This window comes from Promicromonospora sp. NPDC059942 (assembly GCF_042731755.1).
Lineage (GTDB): Bacteria > Actinomycetota > Actinomycetes > Actinomycetales > Cellulomonadaceae > Promicromonospora.
In genome coordinates this window covers 221,682-248,100 of record NZ_JBHWLR010000006.1, presented here as the reverse complement: position 1 = coordinate 248,100, position 26,419 = coordinate 221,682, and the positions used below count along the sequence as shown (strand labels likewise).

Genomic DNA, 26,419 nt, shown 5'->3' with positions numbered 1-26,419 from the left:
CCCCGTCACGGGTCAGACGTGCAGGTCACTCCCGGTGACCTGCACGTCCGACACGGAAAAGATCAGGGGACCCAGGCGCAGACCGCGTGGCCCGCGCCCGTGAGCTCCAGATTGCCGGCGTCGTGCGGCACGAAGACCGACTCGCCCTGGGCCAGGCGCTGCGGCCCCTCCTCGGAGCGGTCCGCCGTGAGCACCAGCTCGCCGTCGAGGCAGAGCAGGATGCGCGGCCCCGTCGCGGGCAGCGCCACGGGCTCGCCCGGGTCGACGTCGGCGGTGGTCAGCGCGAACTCCGTGACCGGCACGCGGTAGGTGTGCACCTGCCCGCGGCTGCCCGCCGTCGTCACCTCGGGGGCGGACGGCTGCTGCGGGGCGAACACGGTGCACGCGACGAGGTTCTCCTCGTCCACGAGCTTGGTGGTCAGGCCCGCGCGGAGCACGTTGTCGGAGCTGGCCATGATCTCGATGCCGACGCCGGACAGGTAGGCGTGCACCACGCCCGCGGGCGTGAACGCCGCCTCGCCCGGCTCCAGCGAGAACCGGTTGAGCATGAGGGACGCGATGGCGCCCGGGTCGCCAGGGTGCTGCTCGGCGAGGTCGATCACGGTGCGGTCGGCGCGCTCGAACGGGGAGCCGGCCGCCAGGCGGGCCCGGACCGACCCGAGGGTCGCCTCGATGTCGGCGGCGCAGGCCTCGTCGGCGCGCGCGGAGAGCAGGTGGTTGAACGCCTCGCGCATGCCGTCGTGGCTGCGGTCGTGCAGCAGGGCGGCCCGCACGCTCGCGACCATCTCGCCCGCCAGGCCCTCCAGCACGTCGAGGATGGTGCGCGGCGTGCGGAAGCCCGCCAGCCCCTCGAACTGCGAGAGCGCGACGATCATCTCGGGCTTGTGCTGGTCGTCCTTGAACGACCGCTTGGGCGAGGTCAGCGGCATCCCGGCCTTGTTCTCGCGCGCGAAGCCCTCCCGGGCCTGCCGCGGCGAGGGGTGCACCTGGAGCGACAGCGCCTTGCCGGCGGCCAGCACCTTGAGCAGGTACGGCAGGCGCGGCCCGAACTGCTCCGCGACCCGGTGGCCGAGCGTCTGCACGGGCGCCTCGCGGACCAGGCGGTCGAGGGCGACGTGGTCCACCTCGCCGTCGCGCGTGATCGCGCTGACCGACGGCGCGCTGGTGTGCGCGCCGAGCCACATCTCCGCCTGCGGCTCACCGTCCGGTTCCGCGCGGAGCAGGTGCGGGATCGCGTCGACGGATCCCCAGTCGTACCGCTGGATCGTGTTGGTCAGCGGGAGCGGGGCGTGGAACTGGGCAATCGCAAGCACGGCGCAAGGATAACCGTACGAAACATCCGGTTCCTGGACAGGGGGCGGTCGGGGCACCCCGACCCGCAGATCGGGGGCACCCCTGATCGCGGTGGGCCGTCCGCGTTCCGTAGGCTGGCGGCGTGGCCATCGACCTGAGCACCCTCGTCAAGGCGTACGACGTACGCGGTGTCGTTCCCGACCAGCTCTCCCCGCACGTGGCGCAGGCCCTGGGGGCCGCGTTCGCCCGCGTCGTCGTCCTCGCGGACGCCGCGACCGGTTCCGCGGACGGCGACGAGGACGCCGGCGACGCCGCGGCGGGCCGCCCCGCCATGGTGATCGGCCGCGACATGCGCGACTCCGGCCCGGAGCTGGTGGACGCGTTCGCCCGGGGCGTCACCGACCAGGGCGTGGACGTCACGCTGATCGGCCTGTGCTCCACCGACGGGCTCTACTTCGCGTCGGGGCGGCTGGACGTGCCGGGCGCGATGTTCACCGCGAGCCACAACCCGGCGCGGTACAACGGGATCAAGCTGTGCCGCTCGGGCGCGCGCCCGGTGGGGCAGGAGACGGGCCTGGCCGAGGTCCGCGAGCTGGCACAGGGTTACCTGGACGGCGGGCTCCCCGAGCCGGTCGCCGAGCCCGGCCGGGTCACCGAGCAGGACGTGCTCGCCGACTACGCGGCCTTCCTGCGGGAGCTGGTGGACCTGTCCGGCGTGCGGCCGCTGAAGGTCGTCGTCGACGCGGGCAACGGCATGGGCGGCCTGACGGTCCCCGCCGTCCTGGGCGACGCCGCGGGCCTCGCGGGGCTGCGGCTGGACGTGGTGCCGCTGTTCTTCGAGCTGGACGGCACGTTCCCCAACCACGAGGCCAACCCGCTGGAGCCGGCCAACCTGATCGACCTGCAGGCCGCCGTCGTGGCGAACGAGGCGGACCTGGGGCTCGCGTTCGACGGCGACGCCGACCGCTGCTTCGTGGTGGACGAGCGCGGGGGTGCCGTCTCGCCGTCCGCCATCACCGCCCTGGTGGGGCTCGCGGAGGTGACCAAGGAGCTGACCGCGGGCCGCACGCCGACGGTGATCCACAACCTGATCACGTCCCACGCCGTCCCGGACCTGCTGTCCGCGGCGGGCGCGGAGACGGTCCGCACCCGCGTGGGGCACTCGTTCATCAAGGCGCAGATGGCCGAGCACGGCGCGGTGTTCGGCGGCGAGCACTCCGCGCACTACTACTTCCGCGACTTCTGGTTCGCGGACACCGGGATGCTGGCCGCGCTGCACGTGCTGGCCGCGCTCGGCACGCAGGACCACACGATGTCGGAGCTGGCCGAGATGTTCGAGCCGTACGTCGGCTCGGGCGAGATCAACTCGACGGTGCCGGACGCCGCCGCGGCGACCGAGCGGGTGCTGGACGCCTACCGGGCGGCCTACCCGGGGATCGTGGTGGACACCCTGGACGGGGTGACGGTCTCGCACTGGGAGTCGCACCCGCAGTGGTGGTTCAACCTGCGCGCGTCCAACACCGAGCCGCTGCTGCGCCTGAACGTCGAGGCCGCCGACCAGGACATCATGGAGAAGGTGCGCGACGACGTCCTGTCGCTCGTGCGTGATCCGGCCGCCGCGCCGGCCGAGGGAGAAGAGACACCGTGAGCACTGCCAAGACCGAGGCGCTGGAGCCGTGGGTGCGCGAGATCCTGCGCTGCCCCGTGACCGGGGCGACCCTGACGGACGGCGTCGGGCCCGGCGGCGAGCCCGAGCTGCACTCGACCGATCCCGAGCGGCCGCTGGCCTACCCAGTGCGCGACGGCATCCCGGTGCTGCTGGAGTCGGACGCCCGCCCGCTCTGAACCCGCGCCGTACGTGGCAGACGCTCAGGTCACCCGGGTGACCTGAGCGTCCGACACGTCCCGGGGCTCAGCCCGGTTTGATGCTCGTGAACCAGGACGACGGCACGTTGCCCGCCGAGGTCTTCGCGCCCACGCGGGACCGGATCTGGTCGGCCTTGCCCGAGACGCTCCTGGTGGCGCCGCTCGGCGACGTGGCCACGAGCCGCTTGACCTGACCGCTCGAGTACCGGTCCGTCACCTTGATCGACGCGACCCGGTTCAGCCCGAAGAGCTGCTGCGCCCTGGCCTGGCTGAGCGCCCGCTCCCAGCGCACCATGCCGTTGCCGGGGGCGGCCTTCGAGTACGGGTCCGTCTCGGACCGCTCGTAGGGCACGGCCGACGACCACACGTCCTCGGACCGCGCGCTGCGCCAGCCGTACCGGCTGCTCCCGCCGCTCGACGAGTAGTAGTGGGCGGCCACGGGCCGGCCGCCGTAGGTCAGCACGCTCGCCCGGCTGAGCGTACGGGCGGTGGAGCTGACGGCCTTGCGCCAGTAGCCGCTGCCCTCGCCCGAGGCCTTCTTCCACCCGGAGAACTGCTGGTCCCGGATGTCGTCCACGACGTGGCAGCGGCAGACCGCCTTGCGCTGCGCCGTCTCCAGCACCGCGTAGGAACGGGCGACGACGGCCTGCGCGCGCAGCGCCTGCTGCCCGCCGGCCGAGCCCCAGGACGAGGGCATCTCGGCCACGCCGTACAGGTAGTCGGTGTTCAGCCGCAGCCGGTTGACGACGTTCGGCACCCCCTGCGACGCGCTGAGCAGCAGCCGCCCGTACCGGTAGGAGCCGTGCGCGCCCTTGACGCTCGCCGTCGCGGGCTTCGCGCCGGGCTTGTAGGACGGCGTCCCGGCCCACTGGAGCGTGAGCTCGTCGTGCCGGTGCAGCCTGCCGTCCGGGGTGCGCACCAGCACGTCGCCCTTCGACGTCGACACCTTCAGCGTGCCCGCCGGGCCGAAGGCCACGGTCCGTTCGCCGACGCGCAGCCGCCATCCGCCGCCGCGCACCGTGACCTTGGTCGCGCTCGTGTCGCCGTAGCTCGCGTACGAGTACGGGTCGGGCCCGTAGACCTGGACGTCGATCAGGGTCTTCGTGTTGACCCGCTTCGCCACCGTGCCCTGGTAGTAGTGCGCGAGGATGCCGGCGGCGGAGTGCCCGCGCCGGGACATCTCGTAGGCGCCGTACTGCGACATCCCCACACCGTGCCCGAAGCCCGAGCCCTCGATGACGAACCGGTCGGGCACCGCCGCGCTCGCGGTGCCCGGGGCCGCGACGAGCGACGCCGCCGCCAGGACGAGGGGGAGCAGGAGGTGACGCCAGCGGCGCGGGCGACGCTGCCTCCGCTCGCGTTCGCGCCCGCCGCGCTGGGCGGGGGAGGGGACGGGTCGTTCGGCGCCGGCTCGTGTGCTCATGGTGATCACTCCCTGCCTGCACTGTGCATCACCGCCGGACGCTCGGCACCTGGGGTCCCCCGGAGTCACCCGTGGGTCACCCGAAACGGGTGATTGATGCCGACATGGGTGCGGTATCGCCCGACGGTGCCTACGGTCGGGGTCATGACGCCACTCGTGCGGAGAACGACCACGACATCCCTGGTACTCGTGCTCTCCGCCGGTGGCGTGCTGCTGCCGGCGATCGAGCTGCCCCTCCCGGAGGCCTCGGCGGTGACACCGGAGCTCGACGAGGTGCGCCTTGCCGGCGTCGACCCCGCGGCGCGGCGCGACCCGAGCGCCCTGCGCGCGGCGCAGGGGCACGACGAGGCCCACGCGGACGCCCCCGCGGACGGCGGGGCCGACGGCGGGGCGGGCGGTACGCAGTCCGACGCCGGCGCCGCCGCTGACACGGCCGCCGCGGCGCCCGGCCGGCTCGCGGCGCTGAGCGCGCGCACCGAGACCCTGGACTTCCTCGTCGCCGGCGTCACCTGGGACGCCGGCACGGACGAGGAGGTCACCGAGGTCGCCCTGCGCGTCCGGGAGGACGACGCCTGGGGCGCCTGGCAGTCGGTCGGCGTCGAGGAGGTCGGCGCCGACGGCGCGGGGGTCCCCGGCGGCCGGGCCGGGACCGAGCCGTTCCTCTCCGCCGGCGCCGACGCCGTGCAGGCCCGCGTGCGAACGGTGAGCGGGCGGACGCCGTCCGGCCTGCGGGTCGACGTCGTGGACCCGGGCGCCACGGCCGCCGACGCGAACGCGGGGGCGACGGCGCAGCCGGCGGGCTCGGCGAACGCGGCGACGGGCGACGAGATCCGGCCGGCGCTGGTGCCGCGCAGCGCCTGGGGCGCCGACGAGTCGCTGGGCGAGGTGTGGCCCGAGGTGTCGGGCCGGCTGGACGCGATGTACGTGCACCACACGGCGGGCACCAACTCCTACAGCCGGAGCCAGTCGGCGGCGATCGTCCGCGGCATCTACGCCTACCACACGCAGTCCCGCGACTGGCCGGACATCGGCTACCAGTTCCTCGTCGACCGGTACGGGACGGTCTTCGTGGGGCGCCGGGAGGCGGCCACGGACAACCCGATCGGCGCGCAGGCCGGGGGCTTCAACACCGGCACCATCGGCATCTCCGCGATGGGCAGCTTCGGCTCGGCGTCCCCGACGTCGTCCCTGCTGCGCAGCCTGGAGCGGGTGCTCGCGTGGAAGGCGTACCGCTACCACATGCCCGTGACCGGGACCGTGGGCCTGCCGAACGGCGGCAGCTCGGGGTCCGGCACGCGCAGCGACCCGGGCGACGTGGTGCGGGTGCCCCGCATCCTCGGCCACCGCACCACGAACTTCACCGCGTGCCCCGGGACCCACCTGGCCGAACGGCTCCCGGCGATCCGCCGGGCGGTGAACGCGATGAAGAACGCCGCGCTCGACCGGTACGGCACCGTGCGCTTCACGACGGGCACGATCACGGCGCGGGCCGCTAAGGGGAACCAGTACCCGGTCCAGTGGCCGGCCCGCACGCGGTTCCACTGGGCGCCCGAGCCGGGGGCGGTGCGCTACCAGGTGCTGGAGCGGTACGCCGGCCACCGGTCGCCCATGCCGAACGAGCGCTACTGGCGGCGGATCGTCACGGTGACGGGCACCTCGGCCAACCTGTACGCCGCCGAGGGACTGTCGGTGCAGTACGCCGTGCGGGCGGTCGACCGCAACGGCCGGCTCGGCCCGATCTCGCACCTCGTGCGGACCACCCGCCCCGTGTCGTTCGCCTCGATGAGCCGCACCACGGGCACCTGGGCCCTGGTGCGCAACGACGCCTACTTCCGGGACCGGGCCTGGTCCACCGTGCACGCCGACAGCCGGCTCGTGGTGTCCGACGTCGAGCGCGTGACCCAGATCCGGGTCATGACCGCGACGGCGCCCGGGCGCGGACGGGTGGCCGTGTACGTGGGGTCCACCCGCGTGGGCGTGCTCGACACCGACCGGCCGAGCGCGGCGCAGCGGGTCCTCACGGTCCGCCTCCCGCGGACGATGTCGGGACGGGTGACGCTGCGCACGCTCGACGACGCCCGGCTGCGGGTCAGCGGGGTGGCGTTCGTGCGGTGGTGAGCCTCCCACGAAGCACTTCACGGAGGGGGTAGGGACCGCCTGTATCCTCGTGGGCGTTCATCCGCCCCGAAAGGTTGGTTCCCGTGAAGCACCTCGTCCTGCACGTCGGCGCGCACAAGACCGGTACGACGCTGGTGCAGAAGGCCCTCCGTGCGAGCCGTGAGGCCTTCGCGGCGCGTGGCTACGACGTACTCATCCGCAACGAGTACGAGAACCTCACCGAGGGTCACCACTCCCGGTGGCGCCGGCAGGGCGGCAGCCTCCGCAACGTGACCCGGGCCTTCGAGATGGTGCGGAACGCGGCGACGCAGGACAGCCTGATCATCTCGCACGAGGACCTCCTGGCCTCGGTGCACTCGTTCCGGACCGGCCCGCTGTACGCGCCCGCCGGCGACGTCCTGGGGATCGCCCAGGAGGTGCTGCGGCCGGAGCGCACCACGGTGCTGCTGTACGTGCGCCGCCAGGACCGGTTCGTCGAGAGCTCCTACCTCCAGACCGTGCGCGTGGGTTCGACGCAGTCGTTCGAGGAGTTCATGAAGCCCGTGACCGCGGACAACCTGCGGTGGGACACCCTGGTCGAGACGATCAAGGGGGCCGTCCCCGCGGACGCCGAGGTGCGGGTCAACTACTTCGAGGGCATCAAGGAGCTGCACTCGCGGCCGTTCGTGCGCGAGTTCTACCAGCAGACCGGTGCGGGCGTGACGCCCACGTTCTCCTTCAACACCGAGGCCGTCAACCGCGGGTACTCTGACGCCGCACTCAAGCTCGCGCTCGTCGGCAACGGCGAGCTCGACGCGGAGGACCGCCGTAAGCTCCGCCTGTTCCTCGACGCCAACTTCTCCAACGTGACGCACCCGTCGCCGCTGCTCCTGACGCCGGAGCAGCGCGAGCAGATGCTGACCGAGCTCGCGCCGTCCAACAAGGCGCTGCACGAGATGGTGACACCCGGCATCTCGCAGGCCGCGGCGGAACTCGCGGTGAACAAGGGCGAGTCGCCGTACCTCCGCGGCGGGAAGTGACCCGGACCGCGACATGACGTTCCGTCGCCCAGGGGGCGGCGGGCTTGGCAGATCTGACCACACTGATCAAGGATGGTTCCCGTGCATTCCAAGACCCGGCGCGTGACACGATGAAGCGACTTCGACTTTTCCATTTCGACATCAAGACGTACGGCAACTACGGGGACACCCTGCTGTTCGAGACCGTGCGCGAGCTCTTCGAGGGCTTCGCGGGCGGGGACGCCTTCGAGATCGTCCAGAGCCGGCAGCTGCGCGACCCCGTGACCGCGCGCCTGGTCGACTTCATCAACGAGAACGTCGACGCCGTCGTCGTCGGCGGTGGTGGCCTGTTCCTCAGCGACACGAACCCGAACCAGCGCTCCGGCTGGCAGTGGAACATCTCGCTGGACCTGCTGCGCCGCATCGAGAAGCCGCTCATCATCTTCGCGGTGGGCAACAACCGCTTCATCGACCAGCCGGACTTCGAGGACCCGTTCCGCGAGCACGTGAACCTGACGCTCGAGAAGTCGGTGTTCTTCGGTCTGCGCAACCACGGCTCGGTGGAGACCATCAAGCCGTACATCAAGGAGTCGAACCGGGACCGGGTCACGTACCAGCCGTGCCCGACGACGCTCTCGTCGTTCCTGTACCCGGACCTGTTCCGTGACGAGATCCCGCACGAGCGCCGCATCTCCGCCGAGTCGATCGTGGGCAAGCGCCAGGCGCGCGCTGGGTTCGACGCCGACAAGATCTACGCCGACCAGGTGGACGTGCTGGCCAAGCTCTCCGGCGAGGGCTGGCGCGTCGAGAGCGTGCCGCACGCCCGTGCCGACATGGGCTTCCACGACCGGCTCACCGAGCGCGGCATCGTGGACAGCGAGCACGTGCTGTGGGGCAACCGCGACGTGCTCTACCAGGGCATCGAGTACTTCGCCGGCCTGCCGATGATCCTGGGCACGCGCGGCCACGCGCAGATGGTGCCGTTCGGCATGGGCGCGATCCCGCTGTCCCTGTACGTGCACCACAAGATCCGCTACTTCGCGACCGACATCGGCCACGCGGAATGGGCGATCGACCCGCGCGCGGACGGCTTCCAGGACACCCTGTACCGCACCATCAACGAGTCCTACGAGCGCCAGCCGGAGCTGCGCAAGGAGCTCGCGGGCGTCCGCCAGGGCTTCTTCGACACGTCGATGGACAACCTCTCGTCGATCTACAAGAGCCTGACGGGCGAGACGGTCACGCCGTCGTTCCGCGCGCTGACGCCGCAGGAGCGCCGCACCGCGGCGCGGGCGTACGACTCGTCCATGCGGTTCGACAAGCTGGAGCAGGACAACGGCCGGCTCAAGCGCGAGCTGAACAAGGCCCGCAAGGACCTCGAGGCCGTGGGCGGTCCCCGCAAGCAGCTCGTGCCGGACGGCCTGCGCCGGCGGCTGCGCCCGCTGCGCAAGCGCCTCATGGGCGGCTGACCTGACGTGAGCCGGAGCGCCGGGGTGGTCCGCCGACCGCCCCGGCGCTCTGTCGTGCCCGGAAATCCGCGCCTGCGGGCCTGCCCGCGCGTAATCTCGGTGCGATGAAGCACCTCGTGCTCCACGCGGGCGCCGCCAAGACCGGCACCACGCTCGTGCAGAAGGCCCTCAACGCCAACCGGGAGAAGCTCGCGGCGCAGGGCTACGCGGTCCTGGTCCGGCACGACTACGAGGCCGCCACCGGCGGGGCGCACGCGCGGTGGCGCCGCAACGGCGCCGGGATCGAGAACGTCGGCCTGGGCTTCGCGCGGCTGCGCGACCAGCTCGACCACGAGAGCCTCGTGCTGTCGCACGAGGACCTGTTCGCGACGGTGCAGTCGTTCCGCAAGGGGCCGGTCTACCGGGCCGCGGGCGACGTGCTGCGCATCGCCCTCGAGGAGCTGCGCCCCGAGCGGACCACGGTGCTGTTCTACGTGCGCCGGCAGGACCGGTTCGTGGAGAGCGCCTACCTGCAGACCGTCCGCATGGGCTCCACCCTCACGTTCGAGGAGTTCATGGAGCCGGTCGCCGACGAGAACCTGCGCTGGGACGTGCTCGTCGACCGGATGCGGGCGGCGCTGCCCGACGGCGCGGACCTGCGGGTCAAGTACTTCGAGACCATCAAGACCCTGGGGTCGCGCGGCTTCGTGCGGGACTTCTTCGCGGCGACCGGCGCGGGCGTGCCGCCGGAGTTCTCGTTCAACACCGCGAGCGTCAACCGGGGCTACTCGGACGTGGCGCTGCAGATCGCGCTGCTCGGCAACGGCCTGCTGGAGAAGCAGGACACGCAGGAGCTCCGCCGCTTCCTGGACGCGCACTTCTCCAACCGCACGCACCCGGCACCCCGGCTCCTGACCCCGGAGCGACGGGCCGGGCTGCTCGCCACGCTCGCGCCGTCGAACGAGGCCCTGCACCGGGGGATCGGCGCGGACGGCACGTCGCCGTACCTGCCCGACGCCGGGTGACGCCGTCGCGGTCCCCGCGCAGGTCCGGCGGCCCGCGGTTATATTCCCCAGGAGGGGGCAGCCGCGCGATGTGAGGGGACCATGCGACGTCTACGCCTTCTGCACCTCGACCTCAAGACCGTCTACAGCTACGGCGACCAGCTCCTCTTCGAGCTCGTCCGCCAGACCTTCAACTCCTGGGGCGGCGGTGAGCAGTTCGAGCTCACGAGCAGCAGCCCGTTCCGCGAGCGGGCGACCACCGCGTTCGTGGACGACATCAACGAGCACTTCGACGGCGTGGTCATCGGCGGCGGGGGCATCTTCCCGCGGCGCACCAACGCCACACCCGCCTCGGGCTGGCAGTGGAACATCACCACCGAGCTGCTGGCGCGGCTGAGGAAGCCGATCATCGTGTTCGGCGCGGGCAACCCGGCCCCGTTCGACCCGGAGCGCTACAACGAGGTGTTCCGCAGGCACGTCAACCGGACGATGGCGCAGAGCGTCTTCTTCGGCCTGCGCTCGACCGGCGCCGTCGAGGACATGCGCGACTGGCTGGAGGCGCCGGAGGACGCCCCGCAGCTCACCCTGCAGCCGTGCCCGACGACGATCGCGCGCGTGCTGCTGCCGCGCATCGCGAGCGAGCCTCCTGACGAGGACGCGCGGCGGATCGGCATCCAGGTGGGCCTCGAGGCGGCGCACGTGAACTCGGGTCTGGAGCCCGACGCGATCTTCCCGCGGCTGCGCGACCTCGTTCTGGCGCTCCAGGAGGACGGCTGGGCCGTCGAGTTCCTGGGCCACAAGCGCACGGACATGAAGTTCTTCCAGGAGTACGGCGCCGAGCTCGGGCTGGTGGGGCACCGGCTGTTCGGGAGCACCCGCGTGCTGTTCGAGGGCGTCCGCACCTACGCCCACCTGCCGCTGGTGCTCGGGGCGCGCGGGCACTCGCAGATGATCCCGTTCGGCCTGAACAACATCCCGCTCTCGCTGAGCACCAACAACAAGATCAAGTACTTCGCCCACGAGATCGGCCATCCCGAGTTCCTCGTCGACCCGTGGCGGAGCGACTTCGCGACCGACGCGTTCGCGCGGATCGACGCGGCCGACCAGAAGCACGCGGTGCTGCGCGCCGAGCTCGCGGCCACCCAGCAGCGGTTCGTCGACACGACCCGGCACAACCTCTCGCTCATCTACGAGCGCCTCACCGGAGAGCAGGTCGACGCCGACCTCGTGCCCTACCGCGAGCGGGAGCTCAGCCTCGCGCAGGCCTGCTACGACGCCGACTTCGAGCGGCGCCGGCTGGCCGAGGAGGCCCACGACGCGCAGGCCGCGGCGCGGGGGCAGGCGGCCGGCGCGGTCGCCGGGCAGCGCACCCGCGCGGCGGCGCAGGCGGTCCCGGGCAAGAACGGGTCGCTGGCCACCTTCCGCCGGATCGTGCGGGCCGGACGCCGCAGGGCCCGGCGCGCGCTCAGCCGGTAGCACGAAGCCCGTGGGGCGGGAACCGTCCGGTTCCCGCCCCACGGGCTGTGTGACGCTCGGGTGCGGCTCAGGCTCTGTTTGTTGTCGCCTGAGCCTGCGGCTCCGCTCCGGGCGAGTGCCTCGTTCCTCGGCCCTCACCCTGCGCTGCGCCTCCGGCTCAGGCGAGCTTCTTCTTGATGGAGCGCGCCTGCGCCAGCATCATGTCCTTCATCACGCTACGGCGCGGGTCGATGGCGTACGCCTGCTTGAGCACGCGCGCGCAGTCGTCGTGCCGGCCCAGCCGGCGGTACGCCTTGGCCAGCTCGCGCAGCTCGCCCGACGTCGGCTGCCGCTCCGCGATGACGCCCTCGAGCAGCCGCACGGCCTCGTTCGCCTTGTTGGTCCGGTTGGCGAGCTGGGCCTGCCGGAACGGGCTGCTGCTGCCGGCCTCCGGCGGCTTGCCGCCGGCCGCGGTGTGGCGCAGCTCGCGCACCAGCTCGTTCTTCTCCCAGTCGGAGAGGTAGTCGAGCCAGGCGTAGTCGAGCTGGTCGTACCGCTCGCCCGTCGACGTCGGCTCCCACGGCTTGCGGCCCACGTAGTGGAGAACCTTGACGTCCTCCTCGTTGAACACCTGCGGGTGGTGGGAGTAGATGCGCTTGGTGGTGTTGTACTCCAGCGGCAGCTTGCGCCAGTCCGAGAAGAACTGGTTGAGGAAGCCCTGGTCGCCACCGTCGTACGACGTGGTGTGGCCGAGCTGCGACATCATCTTCTCGAACATCCCGTGCGACGGGTTCACGGCGAAGACGCCGGAGTTGAACACGTTGCCGTCGGGCAGGTCCAGGCCGGCGTCGGGCACGGCGGCGAAGTCGTCGCCCTCGAACAGCTCGTCCAGGCTGCCCTTCACGACGGTGTCGCTGTCGAGGTAGACGACGCGGTCGAAGAAGTCGAGCCGGAACACGTGCAGCTTCGTGTACGTCATCGCGAAGCGCGCCTGGATCTTGTTGCCGCCCGAGTTCATCGGGTTGCGGATGCCCGGGACCTGGATGGTCCGGATGTCGCTGGCGGCCAGGGCGCTGCGGTCGGCGTCGGGCGTGACGAGCGCGATGAGCGGGACGTCCGAGTGCTCGCGCAGCGAGTTCGCGAGGGCGCGCGCGCCGTGGTGGTACGAGCCGGAGACCACGGTGATGTACGCGCACTTGCGACCGTCGATCTCCTTCCACAGCGGACCGCCGACCGCGGGGACGATCATGGAGGTGTCCTCGCCGACCTCGGGGAGCTCGAGGTCCACCGTGTCCTTGGACACGGCGAGCGTCGGCACCGCCTCGGGCGTCAGGTGCGGGCGCTCCGTCAGCTCGTCGGCCGGGGGCACGAACAGGTGCAGCGTGTCCGACTGGCTCACCGAACGGATGGTCGCGTCCGGGAACTCGGCGAGGCAGGAGCGCAGGAACGCGAGGTCGGAGTCCAGGCCGTGGGCCGACTCGTAGCCCGGCGTGAGGTCCTTGTCCTTGAGCGCGGACTCCGCCGCCTGCGTGACCGTGTAGCCGTAGCGGCTGTCCTTGGACTCGTAGAGGTCGACACCCGCGAGGTAGACCTCGCGGAAGCCGACCCCGAGGCCGAACGCCAGGGCCTGCATGCCCGTGGTGGGCAGGCCCGGCCGGCTCATGAAGGCGCGGGCGAGGCGGGGGTGGCGCGCCGGGATGGACCAGGAGTCCAGCTCCTCGACGCCGGCGAGCGGGTCCAGGCCGTACTTGTCGCCGTCGCGGTTCGCGGCGTGGCGCATCGGGCTGAGGATCCGGCGGACGTCGTAGCGTCCCGAGCGGACCTCGTCCTGCAGCAGCTTCTCCAGCTTCTCGTTCGGGATGGCGCTGAAGTACGCGTCGACCCGGTCACCGAAGTGGTAGTTGCTCTCCAGGAAGAACCAGTTCATCCGGAAGACGACCACGTCCGCCGGGATCCGGTGATAGGGAGGCATGGCCGACGACGGCCCGTTGCCGACGATCAGCAGGGGCCTGTCGATCAGGTCGGCGAACGATGCGATCTCCGCGTCGCCCGGTTCACGGCCGAGCGGCACGCTCCGCATGGTGGGCATCGAGATAACTCCCTTTCGGTGTACTGAGACCGGTTGAGTCTAACGGCGATGTGGTGACACGAGAGGTCAAGCCTTGGCGACGTCCGCGGCCGCGGCGCGGACGTGCGGGAGCAGCAGCTGCTGGCGGTCCGCGACGTCGGCCCGGTACTCGTCCTCGCGGGCCAGCACGTCGAGGGTCCGCTCCGCGAGCCGGGCGCCGAGGTCGGCGTCCGCCACGTCGTAGCCCCAGTCCGGGCGCTCCACGTCCTCCAGGAAGTACCGCATCTTCGGGTGCGACACGATGCTCAGGACGGGGGTGCCCAGGCCGAACGGGATCATCGTCGCGTGGCCGCGCATGCCGATCACGAGCGACGCCTGCCGGTAGACGGCGAGCGCGTCGGCCTGGTCCATGTAGTGCAGCTCGTCGACGGGCAGCACCAGGTCGTGCGCCTCCTCCAGGTCCTTGGCCAGCTTCAGGTCGCCGCGGGTGTGCGCGGCGATCCGGACCTCCGCGCCGCCCTTGCCGGCCTTCTCCGCGAGCTCGACGATCTGCTCGAGGAAGTCCGCGTACCCGGCGCCGAAGCGCCGCTCGCTGCGGTCGAAGGCCGCGTTGACCAGGACCGTCCCGGAGCCGGTGCGTCCGGCGGGGAGCTCGGGGCGGATGTGCTCGAGCACGGTGGTCGGGCAGGGCACGAAGCGCACCTTGTCGTGCAGCTCGGCGGGCAGCAGGTCGCGCACGCGCTCCATCGAGCCCGTGTTGCGCAGGCCCAGGAACTCGGCCTTGCGCGTGAACTCGATCAGGCTGCGGCGGAACAGGTCGCCCTTGAACCGCTGCCCGGTGAAGAGGTTGAAGCCGACGGCGAAGGCGTAGACCGGCACCGTCAGCGCGTCGAGCGAGGCGGGCGGCACGTTCCACTGCCAGCCGCTGTTCGAGTTGGGCGAGGTGTCCGGGAGGAAGAGGCCGCCGCCGCCCACGACGAGCGCGCGCTGGGCGTTCGCGATCCGGACGAACTCGTCGTCGAACACCTGGTGCGCGTGGAACGACGTCCACTCGGTGGGGCCGGCGGGCTCCATGACCGCGTCCCGGACGGCGTCCGGGAGCACGATGTCGCCGAAGTTCTCCCCGCGGTCCACGTAGAACGCGACGTGGCCCATGCCGCCCGTGGGGGCGTCCGCCTCCGCCGGGGTGACCGGGTTCTCGGACCGGGCGAGCACGGTCCGCACCGACGTGCGCGGCATGTCGTTGCGGATCGCCTTGCGGGCCAGGTCGTGCGCCGACTGGTCGTCGTGCATGATCCAGGCCACCTGCGCCGCGCGGGCCGAGCCGAGGCCGGGGCTGGCGATCCGGAAGGCCCGGCGCGCCGCGTCGTACCGGCTGAGCGCCGACAGCGTGGTGCCGAGGGCGACGAGGTACCGCTCGGTGACCATGCCGTACTGGCGGAACGTGCCCTGCAGCAGGTGCAGCGCGCCGGCGTGGTCGCCGTCGGCGGCGATGTACTCGGCGTTCTCGACGGCGACGTCGAGCAGGTCGGGCTTCGCCTCCAGCACCGTCATGCGGCCGGCGTCGGCGAACGCGTCCAGGAGGTCGCCCAGCGGTCCCTCGACGCCGTGGGTCAGGCACGCGACGAGGTAGCGGCCGAACGCGGCGTCGGCCGCCCTGCGGTCCGCGAGGGGGACCGACGCCGCGAGCTCGCGCAGGTCGGCGAGGTCCGCCGGGCCGTCGTCGGTGCGCATCCCGGCCCGGAAGTCCACGAACTGCTGCATGTCCTCGACGGCGCGCTTCGCGTTGGTGCGGCGGCGGGCCACCGAGCCGGTGCCCTTGGAGGCGTCGTAGAAGTGCTGCTCCGCCGCCTCGGCGTCGCCGCCGAGGAGGGCGACGATGCCGGCGAGGCGGAGGGTCTCGGCGTCGGGCGCGCCGGTCCGCAGCAGCCGGGTCAGCACGGCCGCGGCGGGCAGGTCCCCGCGGTCGATCGCCTTGCTCGCGCCGGCGAGCAGCGCGGCATGCACCGCGGGGACGTGCTTCCAGGCGATGACGCCCCGCGCGAGCGCGCGCGTGGTGGCCGCGTCCAGCTTCGGCCGGGAGCCCGTGGCCCGCTGCAGAGCGCGCATCACCTCGGCGGTACGCTGCGCGTTCTCACGCCGCTTGGTCCGGGAAACGGCTCGAGGCACGTCGCCGTCGTGCGGGGAGTTCGCCATGCGACCTTCGGTTCCGGGCACTCGAGCTGTCTCCGTTCTCGGCACGGTCACGCCGGCTTCTGGGGCGCCGCATACCGTTTCGTGGGGATTCTTCTGGGGGACCGGCGGCTGTCGCCGCGCAACGGCAGGATCCCACATCCTGCCCGGCGCCGGGGGCGGGCCCGTGTGCGTCGGACGGCGCGGGTCGCGCTAGTGTGGACGGCGTACCCGTCCAGTCCCGATCCGAGAGTGCCACGTATGTCAGTACCCGGTGAAACCCCGTCCGCCGTCGTAGTCATCCCGGCCCGGGGAGGTTCACAGGGTGTACCCCTGAAGAACCTCGCGCGGGTGGACGGGATCACGCTCGTCGGACGTGCCGTCCAGGCGTCCCTCGCCGCCCCGTCGGTGGCCGAGGTCATCGTCTCGACCGACCACGACGAGATCGCCGCAGAGGCGCGGCTGCACGGTGCGCGCGTGGTGGTCCGCCCCGCCGAGATCGCCGGCAGCACGGCGTCGTCCGAGTCGGCCCTGCTGCACGTGCTCGACCGCGTCGAGGCCGGGGACGGCGGCCTGCCCGCCCAGGAGATCCCGCCCGTCACCGTGCTGGTGCAGTGCACCTCGCCGTTCATCGACCCCGAGGACCTGGACACCGCGATCCGCCGCGTCACGCGCGGCGAGAAGGACGTCGTGGTCGCGGTCTCCGAGACGCACGACTTCCAGTGGCGCATCGACGACGGCGTCGCGACGCCCGTGGGCCACACCACCGACTTCCGCCCGCGCCGGCAGGACCGCGCCCCGCACTTCCGCGAGACCGGTGCGTTCTACGTGATGCGCACGGACGGGTTCCGTGAAACCGGCCGCCGCTTCTTCGGCGACGTCGGCATCCAGCCGCTGGCGCCCGAGTGGTCGATCGAGATCGACGAGCCGCGCGACCTCTGGCTCGCCCGCCAGCTCGTCGACCAGGAGAGCGACGCCGCGCCGGTGCCGCTCGACGTCGACGCGCTCGTGACCGACTTCGACGGCGTGCACACCGACGACCACGCCTACGTGGACCAGGACGGCACCGAGCAGGTGCGCGTGAGCCGCGGCGACGGCATGGGTGTGTCCCGCCTGCGCCGGACCGGCCTGCCGTTCCTCATCCTCTCGACCGAGACCAACAAGGTGGTCGCGTCCCGCGCCGACAAGCTGAAGGTGCAGGTCATGCACGGTGTCGAGGACAAGGCCACCGCCCTCCGGGCGTGGATCGCCGAGCAGGACCTCGACCCGGCACGGGTCGCGTACGTCGGGAACGACGTGAACGACCTGGCCGCCATGGCCGTCGTCGGGTGGCCCGTCGCGGTCGCCGACGCGCGCCCCGAGGTCAAGGCGCAGGCCCGGCTCGTGCTCTCCCGCGAGGGCGGGAACGGCGCGATCCGTGAGATCTGTGACCGTATACTCGCTGCGCGTCCGGGTGAAGTCACCGCCAGTTCGGCAGCCACCCAGACCCCCGTCGTCACCGGTTAGTCCCGACGACACGTAACAGCACTACCCTGTGCTCGACCCTTTCGGAAGGACCTTCTTATGAGCGCGACGAACGCGCAGCCCGCGCCGGTCACTATCGGCGACCTGCAGGTCGGCGCCGACCAGCCCGTGTACGTGATCGGTGAGATCGGCATCAACCACAACGGTGACGTCGAGATCGCCAAGAAGCTGATCGATGTCGCGGTCGAGGCCGGATGCCAGGCCGTGAAGTTCCAGAAGCGCACTCCGGAGATCAGCACGCCGAAGGACCAGCGTGACAAGATCCGTCAGACGCCCTGGGGCGAGATGACGTACCTCGAGTACAAGTACAAGGTTGAGTTCGAGGAGCCCGAGTACACGGAGATCGACGCGTACGCCAAGGAGAAGGGCGTCCAGTGGTTCGCCTCTCCGTGGGACGCCCCCTCGGTGGACTTCCTGGAGAAGATGGGCGTGCCGACCCACAAGGTCGCCTCCGCCTCGGTCACCGACCACGAGATGCTTCGTGCGCTCGCCGCCACCGGCAAGCCGATCATCCTGTCGACCGGCATGTCGACGCTGGAGCAGATCGACGCCGCCGTGGAGATCCTGGACACGAGCAAGCTCGTGATCCTGCACGCCACGTCGACCTACCCGCTTCCCCCCGAGGAGGCGAACCTGCGCACCATCACGACGCTGCAGGAGCGCTACGGCGTGCCCGTCGGCTACTCGGGCCACGAGACCGGCCTGCAGATCTCCCTCGCCGCCGTGGCGCTGGGCGCCGTGGCCGTCGAGCGGCACATCACGCTCGACCGCGCCATGTGGGGCTCGGACCACGCCTCCTCGCTCGAGCCCAAGGGCCTCGAGAACCTGGTGCGCGACATCCGCATCCTCGAGAAGGCGCTCGGCGACGGCCAGAAGCGCGTCATGCCCGGCGAGTTCTCGCCGATGTCGCGCCTCCGTCGCGTCGACGCGTGACGTCTGACGACCGACACCGCACCACTGCTTGAGTCGTCGGAGGCGGGCACCGCACGCGCGGCGCCCGCCTCCGATGTTTCCGAATACTTTGAGAACACGAGATCGTGGACCCACGGGTCCCGCCAGCGCGTCAACGAGAGGGGGCCTCGTGCCCGAGCGGGTAGAGGCGGCGAGCATGCCGTTGGTGACGGTGGTCGCCGTCGTACGTGACGAGGAGCCCTACCTCGAGGCGATGGTGCGCTCGATCCTGGGCCAGGACTACCCGCACCCGCTGCACATGGTGCTCGCGGTGGGACCGTCCAAGGACCGCACCCGCGAGATCGCGGACAAGCTCGCCGTCGAGACCGGTCGCGTCACCGTGGTGGACAACCCGACGGGCTCCAAGCCGCTCGGCCTGAACGCGGGCCTGGAGCGCATGCCCGAGGGACACTCGATCTTCGTCCGGGTGGACGGCCACACGGTGGCCGAGCCCACGTACGTGCGCCGCGCCGTGGAGGCCCTCCAGGCCGCCGGCGCGGACGGCGTCGGCGGGCGGATGCTCCCCGTCGGCGACACCCCGGTGCAGAAGGCCGTCGCGCGCGCGATGAGCCACCCGGCGGGACTGGGCGCCGCGTCCTTCCACACGGGCGGCGTCGCCGGCCCGGCCGAGACGGTCTACCTGGGCACGTTCCGGCGCGAGGCGCTGGAGCGCGTGGGCGGGTACTCGCCCGTGTACGTGCGGGCCCAGGACTGGGAGCTGTGCCTGCGCCTGCGCACCAGCGGCAGCCTGCTGTGGTTCGACCCGTCGCTCGTGGTCGAGTACAAGCCGCGCCGCACGCTGGGTGCCGTCGCCACGCAGTTCTGGCGCACCGGCATGTGGCGCCGCGAGGTGGTGCGCCGCAACCCCGGCACCGCCAACCTGCGCTACCTCGCCCCGCCGACCGCCCTGGTCGTGATGGGCGTGTCCGTGCTGGTGGCGATCGGCGGCGCCGTGGCCGGCTCGCTGCCCGTGACGCTGGTCGGCCTCGTGCCGCCGGCCGCCTACCTCCTGGGTGTGGTCGCGGCGTCGGCCCACGCGGCGACGCGCCGCCCGCGGCTCGACCTGCGCTCGGCGCTGGCCCTGCCGGCCACGCTCGTGACCATGCACATGGCGTGGGGCGCCGGGTTCCTCCGCGGGCTCACGGAGCGCGTGCGGGTCGACGACGGCGTCTAGTCCTCGTTGAGTGCTGGGTATTTGTGGGTTCTCCGGTTCCGGACCCACAAATACCCAGCACTCAACAGGTTGTCAGGCCTTCTTGTCCAGGAACAGCAGGCGTACCGGACGGGTCGTCAGCCGGATCGTGTCGTAGACGAACTTGGGCAGGTACATCTGCAGGGCCATCCGCAGGTAGCGGGCGCGCAGCCACGGCTTGACCTCGGCCAGCTCGGTGAGCGTCCCGGCCTCCCGGCGCGCGGCCAGCTCCCGGACCGTCGCGGGCAGCTCCGAGTCGGTCGCGTGCAGGTAGTTGTCCTCGAGCCACGCGGTGTCGGGCTGCGGCCCGCCGGCACGGAACGCGTCGCCGGCGTCGGCCACCGGCATCACGCAGCCGCTGCCGGCGAAGGGCGCGTTGAGCAGCTCGGGGGTCACGCCGAAGTCGTCGATGATGACGGTCGACAGGCCGAGGGCCAGCCCCTCCATCGCGGCCGTCGAGCTGACGGTCATGAGCGCGGAGCCGGCCTGCAGCCACTCCGCCATCGGGCCGTCGACGAACCGCAGCGCGTCGCTGCGGTGCCCGAGGCGCTCGTGCTCGGCGTCCCACAGCTCGTCGTAGGGGAACGCCTCGTTGTGCGTCTGCCGCTCGCCCTTGCGGGCACGCAGCTTCACGATGACCTCGAAGTCGTCCTCGGCGAGCTTCGCCAGGCGGTCCAGGAGGGTCACGCGGTCGGGCCGGTTGTCCGGCACCTTGGCCTGCGCGGCGAACACGACGCGCTTGACCGGCTCTGCGCCCAGGCTCGTGGCCATGTGCTCGAGGAAGGGCAGGTGGGCCAGCGGCACCTCGGGCGTGACCCCGTGCGCGGCGAAGGCCTCGTGGTAGGCGTCGACCTCGAGGCGGCTGTGCACCACGAACGCGTCGCACCAGCGGCGCCAGCCCGTGCCCTCGGGCGTGGCGGGCAGCGCCATGCCGGGCAGGCCGGTGATCAGGGCGGGGCGGCGCTTGCCGGCCGCGGCGACGACGGCACGCGCCACGACCTCCGCGACGGGCCCGGTGGCCGCGATGAGCACGACGTCGGGGGTGTTGTCCCGGATCTGCGCGGCGAGGTCCCGGACGGGCAGGACGGCGGGCCGGACCACCGAGGACCCGGCGACGGCGGCGGCGATCTGACTGGTCGTCGGTGCGATCGGCGTCTTGACGATCACGGCCGAGCGGTCGAGCCCGCTCTCGTCGGCCGGGCCGAGCCTGTCGAGCGTCGCGCATGCCCACTTCAGATACGAGTCGCTGTCTGCGACCGCGAGCACGCGGATGGTCATTCGTTCGCCTCCGGGGAGTCGGTTTCCGAAGCGTCGTCGGCTGCGGCCCGGGCTTGCCGGGCGAGCTCGACGACGCTGGTCAGGTGTGCTCGTTGTTCGGCCGTGGCGCGCGGGGTCCACCAGTCGGCGGGCACGTCGAGCGCGGTGACGGGGACACCGAGCGGTGAAATGATAGTGGTCAACAGGATGGTCGATGTCGACGGCAGGCTGAGCACCCGCTGGCCCGCCCGCAGGCCCCGCAGCCGGATCTCGACGGGGGCCCCGGGAGCGTCGACGGTCACGCCGTCGATCTCGGCCAGGGTGGCGAGCAGCTCCGGCGTCTGCCGGCGGTGCGGCACGTAGCGCAGCGCGCTCTCCTTGGCCAGCGACCGGATCCAGTCGACGTACCGGTCCGGGTCGATCAGCTTGTCCGCGGCCATCGCCGACCCGACGACGATCGTGGGTTCCGGCATGGCCTCGTCGGCGGGCTGCGCGGTGAGCCAGCCGAACTGGTTGTGTCGCACGTCGAAGCCCTGGGCCCGCAGGCCCGCGGACAGCTCGGGGGTGAGCGGCATGGCGGTGAAGATCGTGACGCGGCCGTCGGCGGCGAGCGACCGCAGGCGGCCGGCGGCGACGGCGCCGAGCCGACGTCGGGGTGCGCGTGCCGGCCGGCCGATCCGGACCAGCGGGTCGCGGCGCACCAGGAGGCGGCACAGCTCGAGGGTGGCCAGGCCGTCGTCGACCAGGACCATGCGCTCCGGGCGCCGCAGGGGCGCGGTGGCCTGGAACAGGCCGGAGAAGGCGTCGCCCACGAGCCAGACGGGCTCGCGCGCGGTCAGGGCGCTGCGGCGGCCCGCCAGGTCGAAGGTCAGTCCGTCGGGGAGGCTGAGCTCGCGCATCGCGGACAGGGCGTCGCCCAGGGCGGGGACGTCGTCGCGCACGTGCACGTTCGTCTCGGTACCGCCGTACCCGGCGGCGTGCGCTTCGACCGTGCAGAGCAGCTGCAGCGGCGACTCGACCAGGGCGCCGGCGACACGCGGGAACGCGGTGCCCGGGTCGGTCGTTCGAGGAGCGGGACGGGGGTGCTGCACGCGTGGCAGTCTCTCACGTGACACGTCCGCCGAGGTCCGGCGAGCGTGGTTCCGTGCGGTCCTCCGTCAATCCCGACCACACTGCTAGGGTTCGTGACCCGCTAGGATCGAACGGCCGGATCGTCACCGGCAGTGCCCCCGACCAGACAGGTATTTCCCAGACCGTGAGCACACCTACTACCGACGCGGCTGCGCCAGCAAAGCCTGCCGCCAGCGGTGATGCTAAGAAGCCACCGCCGCCGCTCGTCCCCGGCACGACGTCTGCCGAGCGGCTCGCTCTCGCGAAGAAGTACGGGCTGCGCCCCCTGAACGTCCGCCCGCCGCTGGGCGAGTACATCCGTGACCTGACCGGACGCTGGGCCTTCATCCGCGTCCTGGCCACGTCGACGGCGTACGCCAAGAACCAGAACAACTACCTGGGCCAGCTCTGGGCAGTGCTGAACCCCATCCTCAACGCGACCGTGTACGTGCTGATCTTCGGCATCCTGCTCGGGCTCAACCGCGGGGTGGACAACTCGATCGCCTTCATCGTGATCGGCGTCTTCATGTACCGCTTCATCGAGTCGTCGGTGACCGGTGGCGCCAAGTCGATCAGCGGCAAGACCCAGCTGCTGCGCTCCCTGCACTTCCCGCGTGCCGTGCTGCCGATGTCGACGGTGCTGTCGCTGCTGACCACGCTGCTGCCCGCGATCGTGGTCATGTGCATCGTGTCGCTGCTCAGCGGCCTGCTGCCCGGCTACGCGATGATCCACATCACCTGGTGGTGGCTCCTGCTGCCCGCCGCCGTCGCGCTGATGTGGATCTTCAACACCGGGCTGGCCTTCTTCATGGCCCGGTACGTGGCCACCACGCCGGACATCGAGAACGTGCTGCCGTTCATCATGCGCGTCGTCATGTACGCGTCCGGCGTGATCTTCCCGCTCGCCGCCTACGTCGAGAAGATGGACATCCCCGAGACGTCCAAGGCGGTCGTGGGCGGCATCCTGGAGTACCAGCCGGTCGCGGTGTACCTGTACCTGGTGCGCTCCGTGCTGATGCAGGAGGAGCAGTTCCCGCCGAGCGGCCTGATGTGGGCCCTCGGCGCCGCATGGGCCGTCGTGTTCTTCGTGATCGGTTTCATCGTCTTCTGGCGCGGCGAGGAGAGGTACGGACGTGACTGAGGCCGACGAGCACATGGACTTCGACCTCGAGGTCGAGCCCGAGGATGCCGGGCAGGAGGCGCTCGAGACCGATCTCGGCGACCCGTGCCTCGTGGTGGACGACCTGCACGTCGTCTACCGCGTCATCGGTGGCCGTGCGCGCAAGGAGGCCGAGAAGGGCGGGGCCGAGATCCGCGAGATCAAGGTCAAGGTGCCCTTCCACAAGCGGCTCCTCCAGGCCGGACGCCGGCACGTCGGCGCGGTGAGCGAGGTGCACGCCGTGCGCGGTGTCTCCTTCACGGTGCGGCACGGCGAGTCCGTCGGGATCGTCGGCGTCAACGGCTCGGGCAAGAGCACCATGCTCCGGGCGATCGCCGGCCTCATGCCGCCCAAGAAGGGCAGCGTGCACGTCTCCGGCGAGCCGTCGCTGCTCGGCGTGAACGCGGCGCTCATGCCGCAGCTCACCGGCGAGCGGAACATCATGATCGGCGGCCTCGCGCTCGGGCTCACGCCCAAGCAGGTCGACGAGAAGTTCGACGAGGTGGTGGAGTTCGCCGGCATCGGCGACTTCGTCTACCTGCCGATGCGGACGTACTCGTCCGGCATGGGCGCGCGCCTGCGGTTCGCGATCTCGTCGGCCGCGTCGCCGGACATCCTGATGATCGACGAGGCCCTCGCCACCGGCGACGCCGCCTTCAAGGAGCGCAGCAAGTCGCGCATCGAGGAGGTCCGCGCCAACGCGGGCACCGTCTTCCTGGTGAGCCACTCGATCTCCACGATCGAGGCCATGTGCACGCGCGTGCTGTGGATGCACCAGGGGCAGCTCGTCATGGACGGTCCCGTGCACGAGGTCGCCGAGGCGTACAAGAACTTCGTGCGCGCGCAGCGTCCCGGCATGGGCCCGGCCCGCCGTCGGGCCCTGCAGCGCAAGCGTGCGGCGGAAGAGGCCGCGCGCAAGAAGGCGGAAGAGGCCGAGCTGAAGAAGGCCGAGGCCAAGAAGGCCGCGGAGGCCACGGCCTGAGACCCAGCGCCTGGTTCGTGTTCGGTAGAAGGTCAGGTGGTCGGCAGCCCGGGCTGCCGACCACCTGACCTTTTTGCCGATCAGTCCAGCAGGGTCAGGAGGTGGCGGCGGACCTGCTCCACCGCCTCCGGGACGGGGACGTCGGTGGTGTCGATGACCAGGTCGGCGTCGTCGGGCTCCTCGTAGGGGGAGGAGATGCCCGTGAACTCGGCGATCTCGCCGGCGCGGGCCCGGGCGTAGAAGCCCTTGCGGTCGCGGGCCTCGCACACCTCCAGCGGCGTGCTGACGTGGACCAGGACGAAGTGCGCCCCGGCCTCCTCGGCCATGGCCCGCACCCGCGCCCGGCCGGCGGCGAAGGGCGCGATCGGCGCGGCGACGGCGATGCCGCCGTGCCGGGCGACGAGCGCCGCGACGTAGCCGATGCGCTCCACGTTGGTCTCGCGGGAAGCCCGGTCGAACCCGAGCCCCTTCGACAGGTGCTGGCGCACCTCGTCGCCGTCGAGCAGCGTGGTGCCCAGGCCGTCGTCCTCCAGCTCGGCGGCCAGGGCGCGGGCCACCGTCGACTTGCCCGAACCCGACAGACCAGTGAAGAACACGACGGCGCCGCGGCGGTGGCCCCCGCCCGCGGCGCGGGTCAGCTCGGCCGCCGAGGCGGGCGGGTACAGCGCGCGGACCGCCTCGTCCCGCACGCCGGGCAGGGCCGCCACGCGCTCGGCCGTGGCCGCCGAGCGGTGCGCGGCCAGCCGCTCGACGCGGGCCGCGCCGTAGGCGGCGGCGACGTCGTCCAGGGGAGCGCCGCCCCGCCCGGACCACGGCACGACGACGGTGGTCACCCGCGCGCCGGTGCGCTCGGCCAGCGTGCCGGCCAGGCCCTGGGCCGCCCGCACGAGCCCGGGGGCGCCGACGACGCCGGGCCCGGGGGCGCGCCGCGCGACCGGCACGAGCAGCAGCACGGCGCCGCCGCCGGAGGCCGCGCTGCCGCCGGAGGCGAGCGCCACCGCCGCGTCCGACTCCTCGCGGGTCGGCACCTCGGTGACGAGCAGGCCGAGGCCGGCGCCCGGGCCGTCGCCGAGGCCCGCCCGCACCTCGCGGGCCGGACGGCGCACGGCGGCGTCCCACTGCGGCCCGATGGCCGCGGCCAGGGGCTTGAGCGGCTCGACCGCCGGTGCCTCGCCGGGCCGGGCCGTGAGACGGGCCAGCGGCGTGTTCTCGGCGTCGGTCAGCAGGGTGTCGGCGGGCAGGGTGTCGGCCGGCCCGTCGCCGCCCGGCGCCTCGTCCGCCGGGCCGGGCCGCAGGGCCGCCACGAGGGCCGACGGCGGGAGCGCGCCGCCGAGGGCGAGCTCGAGGACGTCCAGCTCGTCGTCGGACAGGACGCGGGCGGGGGAGTCGGTCATCGGTGCGGGCTCGTCTCTGCCGGGTCACCGGCGGTCTCGGTCTCGGGTGCGGGTCGGGGGCCGGGAGCAGGGTCCTCGTCCGACGAGTCTGCTACGGATGCGGGCCGGGCGGCACCGAACCGGCGCCGGACCCAGAACCACAGCAGGTTGCCGAACACCAGGGCCGCCCCGGCCGCGCCCAGCACCACCGGCAGGCTCGCGCCGAGCAGCTTCAGCGCGGACGCGAGCAGCAGGATCGCCAGGGCCCGGCGGATGATGCCGCCCGGCGCGCGGGACGACACGTGGGCGCCGAACCAGGCCCCGGGGATCGCCCCGATGAGCAGCGAGGTGGTCAGCCCGAGCGAGAAGTCGCCGTACAGGATGTGGCCCAGCGACGCCGCCGCCACGAGCGGCACGGCCTGGACCAGGTCGGTGCCCACGAGCTGGGACGCCTTGAGCGCCGGGTAGAGCAGCAGGAGCACCACGATCACCACGGAGCCGGCGCCGACCGACGTCATGCCCACCAGGAGCCCGGCCACGGCGCCGAGGATCGCGGTGGGCACGGGGCGGACCACGAGCTCGCGCGGCGCGGACGCCGGCGTCGGACCCTCGCCGAGCGCCGAGCGGCTGCGCACCATCTGCAGCACGGCGCGCACCACGAGGCCGCCGGACGCGATGAGCAGGGCCACCCCGAGGATCGTCTGGAGCGCGGAGTCGAGCGAGTCGCCGAACGGCAGGGCCTTGATGAGCAGGGCGCCGCAGAACGCGGCGGGCACCGAGCCGACGCACAGCCACAGCACGAGGCGCAGGTGCACCGTCCCGCGCCGCAGGTGCACGATCGCGCCGGCGGGCTTCATGAAGAGGCTGGCGACCACGTCGCTGGACACCGCCACGAGCGGGTCGACGCGGAAGACGAAGATCAGCATCGGCGTCATGAGGGCGCCGCCGCCCATCCCGGTCAGGCCGACCACGAAGCCGACGGCGAGGCCGCCCAGGACCAGGGGGAGATCGATGCTCATCCGGCGC

General features: G+C 72.2%; 20 protein-coding genes. 12 read left to right on the top strand and 8 right to left on the bottom strand.

Going from position 1 to position 26,419, the window contains the following annotated elements:
- Positions 1-62 precede the first annotated feature (62 nt).
- Complete coding sequence (gene manA, locus ACFV9Q_RS12355; RefSeq protein WP_377227867.1) at positions 63-1,313, bottom strand: mannose-6-phosphate isomerase, class I; 1,251 nt, start codon at positions 1,311-1,313, stop codon at positions 63-65.
- Positions 1,314-1,435: 122 nt separating this feature from the next.
- On the opposite strand from manA, the gene ACFV9Q_RS12350 reads away from it, so the two are divergent.
- The gene (locus ACFV9Q_RS12350; RefSeq protein ID WP_377234658.1) at positions 1,436-2,941 is read left to right on the top strand and encodes a phosphomannomutase/phosphoglucomutase; all 1,506 of its coding nucleotides are present in this window, start codon (positions 1,436-1,438) and stop codon (positions 2,939-2,941) included.
- Entirely contained in the window at positions 2,938-3,138 is a 201-nt protein-coding gene (locus ACFV9Q_RS12345) for a Trm112 family protein (protein ID WP_377227869.1), read from the top strand. The genes ACFV9Q_RS12350 and ACFV9Q_RS12345 overlap by 4 nt, the downstream gene beginning before the upstream one ends.
- Before the next feature lie 67 nt (positions 3,139-3,205).
- Here the strand turns inward: ACFV9Q_RS12345 and ACFV9Q_RS12340 are convergent, their stop codons facing one another.
- A complete protein-coding gene (locus tag ACFV9Q_RS12340; protein ID WP_377234657.1) occupies positions 3,206-4,582 on the bottom strand; it encodes a SpoIID/LytB domain-containing protein in 1,377 nt (458 codons plus the stop codon).
- 144 nt (positions 4,583-4,726) lie between these two features.
- Here ACFV9Q_RS12340 and ACFV9Q_RS12335 point away from each other — a divergent pair, with 144 nt between their 5' ends.
- From ACFV9Q_RS12335 to ACFV9Q_RS12315, 5 genes are all read left to right on the top strand, one after another.
- The gene (locus ACFV9Q_RS12335) at positions 4,727-6,700 is read left to right on the top strand and encodes an N-acetylmuramoyl-L-alanine amidase (RefSeq protein ID WP_377234656.1); all 1,974 of its coding nucleotides are present in this window, start codon (positions 4,727-4,729) and stop codon (positions 6,698-6,700) included.
- 83 nt (positions 6,701-6,783) lie between these two features.
- Positions 6,784-7,719, top strand: a complete 936-nt coding sequence (locus ACFV9Q_RS12330; RefSeq protein WP_377234655.1) for a hypothetical protein — start codon at positions 6,784-6,786, stop codon at positions 7,717-7,719.
- A 110-nt stretch (positions 7,720-7,829) separates the two neighbouring features.
- On the top strand, positions 7,830-9,167 hold the full coding sequence (locus tag ACFV9Q_RS12325; protein ID WP_377234654.1) for a polysaccharide pyruvyl transferase family protein: 1,338 nt from the start codon (positions 7,830-7,832) through the stop codon (positions 9,165-9,167).
- 104 nt (positions 9,168-9,271) lie between these two features.
- Positions 9,272-10,171 (top strand): hypothetical protein, encoded by a 900-nt coding sequence (locus ACFV9Q_RS12320; protein WP_377234653.1) that lies wholly within the window; start codon positions 9,272-9,274, stop codon positions 10,169-10,171.
- An 81-nt stretch (positions 10,172-10,252) separates the two neighbouring features.
- Positions 10,253-11,626 (top strand): polysaccharide pyruvyl transferase family protein, encoded by a 1,374-nt coding sequence (locus ACFV9Q_RS12315; RefSeq protein WP_377234652.1) that lies wholly within the window; start codon positions 10,253-10,255, stop codon positions 11,624-11,626.
- 157 nt (positions 11,627-11,783) lie between these two features.
- On the opposite strand, the gene ACFV9Q_RS12310 is transcribed toward ACFV9Q_RS12315, so the two are convergent.
- Positions 11,784-13,694, bottom strand: a complete 1,911-nt coding sequence (locus tag ACFV9Q_RS12310) for a glycosyltransferase (RefSeq protein WP_377231824.1) — start codon at positions 13,692-13,694, stop codon at positions 11,784-11,786.
- 66 nt (positions 13,695-13,760) lie between these two features.
- Entirely contained in the window at positions 13,761-15,782 is a 2,022-nt protein-coding gene (locus ACFV9Q_RS12305) for a polysaccharide pyruvyl transferase family protein (protein WP_377234651.1), read from the bottom strand.
- A 324-nt stretch (positions 15,783-16,106) separates the two neighbouring features.
- On the opposite strand from ACFV9Q_RS12305, the gene ACFV9Q_RS12300 reads away from it, so the two are divergent.
- From ACFV9Q_RS12300 to ACFV9Q_RS12290, 3 genes are all read left to right on the top strand, one after another.
- Positions 16,107-17,351: a cytidylyltransferase domain-containing protein gene (locus tag ACFV9Q_RS12300; protein WP_377231826.1), complete on the top strand. Its 1,245-nt coding sequence runs from the start codon at positions 16,107-16,109 to the stop codon at positions 17,349-17,351.
- 57 nt (positions 17,352-17,408) lie between these two features.
- Positions 17,409-18,302 carry an N-acetylneuraminate synthase family protein gene (locus ACFV9Q_RS12295; RefSeq protein WP_036959513.1) on the top strand — a complete coding sequence of 298 codons (894 nt, stop codon included), beginning with the start codon at positions 17,409-17,411 and terminating at the stop codon, positions 18,300-18,302.
- Positions 18,303-18,477: 175 nt separating this feature from the next.
- Entirely contained in the window at positions 18,478-19,494 is a 1,017-nt protein-coding gene (locus ACFV9Q_RS12290; protein ID WP_377231827.1) for a glycosyltransferase family 2 protein, read from the top strand.
- 72 nt (positions 19,495-19,566) lie between these two features.
- Here the strand turns inward: ACFV9Q_RS12290 and ACFV9Q_RS12285 are convergent, their stop codons facing one another.
- Both ACFV9Q_RS12285 and ACFV9Q_RS12280 read right to left on the bottom strand, forming a co-directional pair.
- On the bottom strand, positions 19,567-20,790 hold the full coding sequence (locus ACFV9Q_RS12285) for a DUF6716 putative glycosyltransferase (protein WP_377232343.1): 1,224 nt from the start codon (positions 20,788-20,790) through the stop codon (positions 19,567-19,569).
- A complete protein-coding gene (locus tag ACFV9Q_RS12280) occupies positions 20,787-21,860 on the bottom strand; it encodes a hypothetical protein (RefSeq protein WP_377234650.1) in 1,074 nt (357 codons plus the stop codon). The genes ACFV9Q_RS12285 and ACFV9Q_RS12280 overlap by 4 nt, the downstream gene beginning before the upstream one ends.
- A 164-nt stretch (positions 21,861-22,024) precedes the next feature.
- Between ACFV9Q_RS12280 and ACFV9Q_RS12275 the strand changes: the two genes are divergently transcribed.
- Positions 22,025-23,020 carry an ABC transporter permease gene (locus ACFV9Q_RS12275; RefSeq protein WP_377234649.1) on the top strand — a complete coding sequence of 332 codons (996 nt, stop codon included), beginning with the start codon at positions 22,025-22,027 and terminating at the stop codon, positions 23,018-23,020.
- Positions 23,013-24,020, top strand: a complete 1,008-nt coding sequence (locus tag ACFV9Q_RS12270; protein WP_377232340.1) for an ABC transporter ATP-binding protein — start codon at positions 23,013-23,015, stop codon at positions 24,018-24,020. Before ACFV9Q_RS12275 ends, ACFV9Q_RS12270 begins: the two co-directional genes overlap by 8 nt.
- A gap of 80 nt (positions 24,021-24,100) precedes the next feature.
- On the opposite strand, the gene cysC is transcribed toward ACFV9Q_RS12270, so the two are convergent.
- Positions 24,101-25,414, bottom strand: coding sequence for an adenylyl-sulfate kinase (cysC, locus tag ACFV9Q_RS12265; RefSeq protein ID WP_377234648.1), 1,314 nt, complete (start codon positions 25,412-25,414; stop codon positions 24,101-24,103).
- On the bottom strand, positions 25,411-26,412 hold the full coding sequence (locus tag ACFV9Q_RS12260; RefSeq protein WP_377234647.1) for a sulfite exporter TauE/SafE family protein: 1,002 nt from the start codon (positions 26,410-26,412) through the stop codon (positions 25,411-25,413). Before ACFV9Q_RS12260 ends, cysC begins: the two co-directional genes overlap by 4 nt.
- Positions 26,413-26,419 lie beyond the last annotated feature (7 nt).

Excerpts from the sequence above, each read along its gene's own strand:
- ACFV9Q_RS12325 (WP_377234654.1), top strand. The coding sequence starts at position 7,830 with ATGAAGCGACTTCGACTTTTCCATTTCGACATCAAGACGTACGGCAAC.
- ACFV9Q_RS12260 (WP_377234647.1), bottom strand. The coding sequence starts at position 26,412 with ATGAGCATCGATCTCCCCCTGGTCCTGGGCGGCCTCGCCGTCGGCTTC.
- ACFV9Q_RS12320 (WP_377234653.1), top strand. The coding sequence starts at position 9,272 with ATGAAGCACCTCGTGCTCCACGCGGGCGCCGCCAAGACCGGCACCACG.
- ACFV9Q_RS12305 (WP_377234651.1), bottom strand. The coding sequence starts at position 15,782 with ATGCGCGCTCTGCAGCGGGCCACGGGCTCCCGGCCGAAGCTGGACGCG.
- ACFV9Q_RS12340 (WP_377234657.1), bottom strand. The coding sequence starts at position 4,582 with ATGAGCACACGAGCCGGCGCCGAACGACCCGTCCCCTCCCCCGCCCAG.
- ACFV9Q_RS12290 (WP_377231827.1), top strand. The coding sequence starts at position 18,478 with ATGCCGTTGGTGACGGTGGTCGCCGTCGTACGTGACGAGGAGCCCTAC.
- ACFV9Q_RS12285 (WP_377232343.1), bottom strand. The coding sequence starts at position 20,790 with ATGACCATCCGCGTGCTCGCGGTCGCAGACAGCGACTCGTATCTGAAG.
- cysC (WP_377234648.1), bottom strand. The coding sequence starts at position 25,414 with ATGACCGACTCCCCCGCCCGCGTCCTGTCCGACGACGAGCTGGACGTC.
- ACFV9Q_RS12295 (WP_036959513.1), top strand. The coding sequence starts at position 17,409 with ATGAGCGCGACGAACGCGCAGCCCGCGCCGGTCACTATCGGCGACCTG.
- ACFV9Q_RS12335 (WP_377234656.1), top strand. The coding sequence starts at position 4,727 with ATGACGCCACTCGTGCGGAGAACGACCACGACATCCCTGGTACTCGTG.
- ACFV9Q_RS12310 (WP_377231824.1), bottom strand. The coding sequence starts at position 13,694 with ATGCCCACCATGCGGAGCGTGCCGCTCGGCCGTGAACCGGGCGACGCG.
- ACFV9Q_RS12315 (WP_377234652.1), top strand. The coding sequence starts at position 10,253 with ATGCGACGTCTACGCCTTCTGCACCTCGACCTCAAGACCGTCTACAGC.
- ACFV9Q_RS12300 (WP_377231826.1), top strand. The coding sequence starts at position 16,107 with ATGTCAGTACCCGGTGAAACCCCGTCCGCCGTCGTAGTCATCCCGGCC.